The organism is Acinetobacter sp. 1207_04 (genome assembly GCF_052850415.1).
Genome location: NZ_VXCQ01000003.1, coordinates 218,124 through 226,147, shown reverse-complemented (window position 1 = coordinate 226,147; position 8,024 = coordinate 218,124). Strand labels below are relative to the sequence as shown.

2 protein-coding genes are annotated in these 8,024 nt (G+C 37.8%); one reads left to right on the top strand and one right to left on the bottom strand.

What is annotated here, in order from left to right:
* Positions 1-4,612: GLUG motif-containing protein (locus FW754_RS04500; RefSeq protein WP_446323980.1), on the bottom strand; the 4,612-nt coding region annotated here is incomplete at its 3' end.
* Positions 4,613-5,125: 513 nt separating this feature from the next.
* Between FW754_RS04500 and FW754_RS04495 the strand changes: the two genes are divergently transcribed.
* Positions 5,126-7,843, top strand: a complete 2,718-nt coding sequence (locus FW754_RS04495) for a M66 family metalloprotease (protein ID WP_446323979.1) — start codon at positions 5,126-5,128, stop codon at positions 7,841-7,843.
* Positions 7,844-8,024 lie beyond the last annotated feature (181 nt).

Genomic DNA, 8,024 nt, shown 5'->3' with positions numbered 1-8,024 from the left:
CGTAGTTGCCTGCATCTGTACCATTTAAAGCACCTGATACATTCACATTCTTATTTGAGCCTGCATTTTTATCGCTAAATTGACCTTGTGCTGTGATATTGACATTGTCACCAGTGATCACACCGTTCAGACTACCATTCACAATCGCATTGGTCGTGCCATCGTAGACTTTGTCTTGTGCACTAATTGAGCCTGTGATTTGTTTTTGGGCAATATCCAATACGCCATTTTCATACACAATATTATAGTTAGCACTAGACTCTGCACCTGATACTGTATTCTGATATTGGCCTGCATTTTTACCACTTGCAGCCGTATTGCCAATATTACCTAAAACACCTTGTTTATCATTACCTTTCAAACCTGAAACGACATACCCACCTTGGTTTTGTACTGTTCCATTATAAGTCGTATCGAGATTATTTCCTTTGACAGTGGCATTGGCTTTGGTGATGGTATAAGTTCCTTTTTGGAAGGTAATATCATAATTTTTATCACCACTTCCATTTTTATATGCAGCCAAATGATCGTAGGTGCCTGCATCTTTACGTGTAGCAAGTGCATTCACACTGTTGGCTAAAACACTTTCATTCTCACCATCGACCAAACCTTCAGCCTTAAAACTATTTATCTGTTGATTAAATCCATTATATTCACGAGTTTCATCTAGAGCAGTGACAGTAATTTTTTTCTTATTAATAATAAATTTACCATCAACATAGACAATGTCGTAATTCTGAGTTGACTGATTTTTACCTGTCACTTTATTGTCATAAGTTCCTGCGTCTTTACCTGTTACACCTGAAGCGGAAATTGAACCCAATAATATTTCACTTTCACCATTGACCATACCACTCACGGTATAGTCTGGACGGCTCATAGACTGATTTTGACCATTATATATTTTGTCCGTTTCACTTGAACCAGTCACAGTGACTTTTGCTTTATCGATGGTTAAAGTGCCTTCATTTCCAATAAAGTCGTAGCCTTGTTGATCATCTGAATAATAAGTCGCTTTATATTGGCCTGCATTTGTTCCACTAACTTGACCTTGAGCTTTATATTTAGACTCATCTAATCCCCAAACATCTGCGAAATGCTGTTCCTTACCGTTATAGACTGTATTTTTATCTTTGAGCGATAAATCAACTGTTGTTAAGTACCGACGTAACAAGGGACTTGTATTTCCCTCATAGATTCGCCAAACCGTATCTTTACCGCCTAGTTGACTATCTTCATTGAGGAATGAAAAGTTTTTAGCATGTTTCATTTGTTCAGTAGTCAGACCTATTGCATCACCTAAACCTTCGCCTACACCTTTCGATGTCGTTTGTTGATGATCGGTATTCCAATAGGTTGCTACCAGCGTACCGTCATTTTGACCAACTACACCACCGACTTTGCTTGCTCCCGTCACAGTTCCTGTTGTAAAAGCATTTTTAATATTCGCATTTTGGCTATTAAATCCGACCAAACCACCAACCTGATCGACACCTTTGACATCTCCAGTACTATAAATATCCTGAAGTATTCCTGTGTTTTGTCCAACTAAACCACCGACTTGCTGTTGTCCACTTACATTCGCAGTGCTATACACTTCATGTACAGTCTGATTGTTACTTCCGAGCAGCCCACCTACATGCTTCTGCCCCGTAATCGTACCAGAACTATAGATTTCACTCACTTGCCCTTCGTTTTGACCAATTACACCACCAACAAAATCACGTCCCGTAATGTTGGCATCTTTTATACTGAGATGATTAACTGTGCCCTGATTGATTCCAATTAAACCCACTTGGTCGCTATTTTTTCGGTCTATATACAGTTCTTTTATCTGATGACCTAAACCATCAATTACACCTGTAAATGCAGTGTCTTGATCACCAATAGATTTAAAACCATTACCTTCAGAATCACCCCAACTTTGCGTAGCACTGGCATCAATGTCATTACCAATAAGATAATGCCCATCGAGTTGATTATTCACCGCTTGTAATTGTTGAATGGTTTGAATCACACCATAAAAGGCGCCTGTAACATCATCTTTCTTAATGACCTGATTGCTACCTTTGTGATTTTGTAAATATGGCGTGGTTTGATCATTGGCATTTCCCCAAACGGTGTCAAAATCAAAACCGATAAACTGATCTGCTTTGAACATATCCTGACTTGCTAGACCATTTTTATTTGCACTGCCTGCACTCGTCGTTTGACCTGTTCGGTCTTTGTCCCAATAACTGTTATTTACAGTGCCTTGGGTATTTTTCGCGACCAAACCACCTGCAGTCTTATCTGTCGCTGCAACTTTACCTAAGGCATAACTAGTATTAATACTCGCAGCAAGATTTTCACCGACTAATCCACCCACAATGTTATTGCCTGTCACTGAACCGACTGCATAACTGTCTTTAATTTCTGAACCGTAATATGAGTTTCCAGCTAAACCTCCGACATTGCTCCCCCCTGTAACTTGACCTGTTGCATAACTGCGATCAATCACGGCATTGTTATTATTATCTCCGACGAGTCCACCGACAATTTCATCACCTTTCACTGTCCCAGTGGCATAGGAGTTTTCAATCTGAGCGTTGTCATTTGCACCTGCTAGACCACCTACATACAGTGAAAAATCTCCACCTGTTACATTTCCTGTTGCATGAGAATCTTGAATTTGACTGCCATCGTAGTTGCCTCCGACCAAACCGCCAATCGTCGCAATTCCTTCCACATTGGCACGGCTAAAGCTATTTTCAATCAAGCTATTGTGACTTTGTCCAACCAAACCACCAACAAAACTATCACCACGAATGCTACCACTTTGAACACCAATATTTCGAACAATAGCATCTTGGATTGAGCCAAATAACCCTACACCATAAGCATAGCTTCGATCGATATTGAGATTGGAAACCTTGTGTCCTAAGCCATCAAAACGTCCTGTAAAACTGCCATCCCACTCATTGCCAATTGGGTTAAAGCCTTGTTCATCAAAACTTCCCCAATCTTTCGTTACAGTCGCATCAATATCTGCACCTAAAACATAATTTCCAGATAAATCACCATTGATCCCCTGTAAGTCTGTACCTGATGTTGAGCCCTCATTCCCTAACTGTGTAATGACTGTATAATCGATACGATTGACTGTATTTGTGCCTTTTTGGGTACTAAAATTTTGACCTGCTTGCAAATTGATTTGAGCATTATTATTTAAATAATAGTTGGCATTTTTTTCACCATTTTGCCCATATAGTAGTTCAACTTTTCCATCTTGATGTTGAGCTGTAATATTGGCATTGATGTTGATATCGTTATGTGCATTTAGCGTAAGTGTAGTGTCTTTATTCCATGTCACTGCTGCGTTGACATGGATATCACCTTTTTCACTTCCTGTATTTTGTGTTTCAAGCTGAATTGAGGTGTTATTCAAATTATTTTGTAATGTGATCGCTCCAATTCCGCTACCCGTTGCTGCCCCTGTGCCCCCATGAATAGTGAAATCAGTTGGATCGATAAGCCATGTACCTGTCTTGGCACCCTCGGCCTTGGTCGATACCTGAGTATCTTGTCCAATATGAACCGTAGCAGCTGAGGTTTCAATAAAGCCTCCATCTTGCCCATTTTTTCCTTCAGCTTTCAGCACACCATTAATATTGGCTGTACCTTGCTCCATATCCGCGAGAAGGACAATTTCACCTTTGGCATTTTTCGTTAAACGGTTGGCTTCGATAATCCCGCTATGATTAACAACTGCTTTACTTAAACTATCTTTGGCTTTCGCAGTTAAATATACAGCGCCATTATTAGCGAGAATAGCGCCTTGGTTGTCAATCAAACCTTGTAAAGTTCCAATATCGACTTGATATTCAGTCAATTGACCATCTTGTAAATGCAAAATTACCTGATCTGCGGCAGTAAAATGAATCACGCCATTTTTAGACTCAACATTCCCCGTATTAATCACATTCGGCGCAATAAAAGCAATCACACCACCATTGGCAATAATGGAACCATGGTTTTCAACTTTACCTGCACCACCCTGATTTTTTAGAGTAAAGTTGCCACTCATAATATCGCCATCTGTTACATTTAATGTCGATGCAACAATCCCTCCGACATTCACCTGAGCCGTTTTCGAAAAAATGACACCATTCGGGTTCAGTAAAAATACCTGACCATTGGCGTTCAATTTCCCCATAATTTGGCTAGCATTACTATCTAAAACACGGTTTACAGCAATAGAAGATGAATTTGGCTGATGGAAGTTAACCGTAGCATTTTGCCCAATATTGAAATCATTCCATTGAATTCCAACATTTTGACTATTTTGATGAACATTCAGCGTATTGTTATTTTGACTAATTTGAGCCGAGCCAACAGTTATATTGCCTCCTGTTGGTAACTGAGTATCGTAAATACTTGCCCATACAGATAATGGAAGTAAGGCTAAACTTAATAAGGATAGTCGAGCAAAATCAAACCAATTTTTTTGTACTTCTACAGGCTTGACTTGGGATGAGGACTGACTGTTTTTTGAATGCCCTCTGCTTTGTTCAGAAGTTACTTGAGAGCAATTTAGACGCTTATTCCATACTGTCTTATAAACCTTATTCATTTATAGCCTACCTTCAAATTTAATTTTAACGCTGAGTATCTATTTCTGTTTTATTTTCAATCAGAAAATGTATTCACAATTTAAATTATGTGACCTCAATATCATTTCCGATAAAAAATAATAATAGATTATTATTAATAAAGTAAGAAAACCAACAACAATGAAAGATACATTGTTTTAATTAATATAAATATACAAAAAATTAAAAATAAAAGAACAAATAATAAAAATTGATCATTTATAACAATAATTGTCAAACTACTATTCAAACTCACACATTATAAAATAACAAATAATAAATAATTTCAATAAATTAACAAGATGCAGTTAAAATAAAAATATAAAAAATTGACTTTTTCTATGTTTTAAAAATAAAAACAACAACAACATCACATATTATAAAAATCTAATTATCTACATTTAAATAATATTTAATATATTATTTAAACAACATCCAAATAATATACAGAACATATTATTTATCAAAAAATCATCAATTTGGTCAATATTGGTATGAGAATCTCAAGAAAATATTCAATTAGTACATTATCACTTTGTATATCGACAATATTATTATCTGCTTGTGGAGGAAACTCACAAGATGCAACGGAAAATAATCATGCCGAATTAACATCTGCTGCACCTATGCAAGCACGTATGCTGACCTCTGAATCTGCTTATCCAGAACCAGCTAAAGATGTATTCACAATTGGAACACTTGGTTTTTATGATCAAGACCTTCAAGGTAGCGAGCGAATCATCCGTAATGACTTAGCAGGCAATTTTGCAGCAATGATTCAGTTCGCTCAAAATCATACCGTAGATCCAAATGGCAATGAAGCAAAACAAATGCCACGCTTAACCAGTGAAAAAGATGCGTTATTATTGGTGACACCTACAACAGCAATGGAAGATGTTCAGCAACTCAATGCTGAAATCTATCTTAACAGTCGTCTAATTCGTCGTGTGGCGTTACAAGAGCCATCACAGATTCCACTTTCAGATCAAAGCAATAATGACAACCGAGCACGTGTTGAATATTCAAAAAAAGCGTGGACTACTGCTTTAAAGTGGGATGAAGTAAAACCTGGATTAAACATTCGTATTGTCGATCCAAACTCACGTAAAAATGGTCGCTTAGCAGCAACTGCCATTGATTTTGCTGGACCTGGAGAATTGGTCGTTCAATCCATACGTTTAGGTATGCTCACCACCCCACCTAATGGGCAATACTATTTTCTCAATCAACCTGCACAAGCGGGAACTGATTATTTACAAACCATTCCAGCGGCACAAATTACAGTCAGCAAGTATGATGACATGGTGCTAAACAAAGTCATGGTGGCAAGTGGTAAAATTTACGATACTGTAAGTGACACTGATGGTGATGTCTATGGTGGAGATATGCGTGAAAATACCGCTAAATCTACTTTCAGTACAGGGATCAATCTCGCTAACTGGGGGATCACCAGTGCAGGTATGGTGAGTCAACAGCAACCTCAGCTAACTCAAAGTGTAGTAATCCACCATGCTCGTGGTAACTATCAAAATGGCTTAGCCAATCACGGACTAAGTGGGGGGAATGGGATTCTGACGCTGATCGACTCTATTGGAAATGAGTTTAGTCATGAAATTGGACATCATTACGGACTAGGACATTATCCTGGGCAAAGTGGCGATAATTATTTCTGGGCGAGTCATCATCCTGACAGTGGCTGGGGCTATATTGCCTACCGTAATCGTATGCGAGGCAATCTTAATTGGAATGTTACTAATTTAGATAATCGTTTAAATGGAACACCTTTATTCCAAAATAAATATATTTATTCAACCGATGCGATGTCTGGTGGAAACTATTCAAGCTCATTATCAAACTATACCCACTATACTGGTTATAGTACTTTCCGTAGCATTCAACCAGCCTTTAATCGAGCAGTTTGGGATGCATCTTCACCGACTGGTTATAAACAATGGAATACGACTACACGTCAGATGGACATTGTTCAGCCTAAAGTTCCGATGTCCACTCAAGTCTGGTATAACAGTGCGAATGGAAACTATCTAAAACCAATACAATTTGGTGTCCCTGTGTTTACAATTTTAGGAGGCTATGATCCAGTAAATAATACGGGCTTACTCTATCCAGCCGCACGTGGTAACTGGGGTAATATTTTTGCTTTACCTCAAGTCGATACAAATACCAATAATGCAAGCTGTTGGGCGCATGTTACTTATGCTAGTAAAGCTCCACAATATATTGCTTTAGCACCAACACGTATGGGCAGTAATGCTAACAAATTGCACATCAATCTTGCGCAAAGTGATTTACCAAAACAAGTTGATTTATACTGTAAAAAAGCAGGTGAGCAAGCCATTAAGCTGTCTCACATTGATATTCCTGATTATGCAACACCATTACCCCCTGCTATTATTGTAGGTAAGACACAGGGCTTCTCAGCGATCCGCCAAATTGAATTACCCGAACTAGATCAGGCTTTACAAAACAATCAAAACAAAAGTATTGCCACGCTAACGCCGAATCAAAAGGTGTTATATGAGGCTTATAAAACCTATACAAGCGAGTTTTCTAGTAACGGGTTAATTGAACTCAAACGTTATGAAGAACAACAAAATTTATTATATCGTTTGAATCGTTGGATCAATGTTTACCGTGCTGATTTAACAAATAATGTCAGCGCAGCCAATGATGCTTTGAAAAATTTTGTCAGTACGCTTGGTCTAAGTAACAGTAATCCTATGGCTGGGGCAACCATGTTAGTCATGCCAAATATGAATTCCGCATGTATGAAAACTGAAATTTCGACAACAACAGGATTACCTGAAGTCTTTATCAGTGGTAAAAACGGTTGTGATGGCAGTAACTCAACTTTATGGATTCATGATGCTGTAGGTAAAGTTCACAGTGTTCAATATCCTGCATATTGTTTATCTGGAGCTGCACTAGCTCAATGTAATAACAATACGAGTAGTCAGGTTTGGGAAACACCTGTTTCAGGCTCTACTCAGCAATTTCGACAAAACAACAGTTGCCTTGATTTGAGTGGTGGATGGACGCCTACACCAGACGGTCGTGGTAAATTAATCACTTATGGTTGTGGTGGTGGTAACAACCAAAAATGGACAATTACTCAACAGAGCCAAAACTTTATTCTCGCTGCAGCGACAGGGCAAAACCTTCCACTTTTAAATAATGCATTGAACTCTCAATAAAATTAATTTTTTTCATTTCGAATAGGAGGATTTATTATCCTCTTATTCGAGTCACTTTTTATAAAAACTCTATTTTATGTTTAATTTTAATAATTTGTTATTGATTAAATTATAGACACTTTAAAATAACTAAATTATTTCATTCCTTCAAGCATTTAAAGATCATCTTATTGCGAAATAT

What these genes read in the sequence shown, in the direction of transcription:
- FW754_RS04495 (WP_446323979.1), top strand. Translation starts at nt 5,126, where the DNA reads ATGAGAATCTCAAGAAAATATTCAATTAGTACATTATCACTTTGTATA.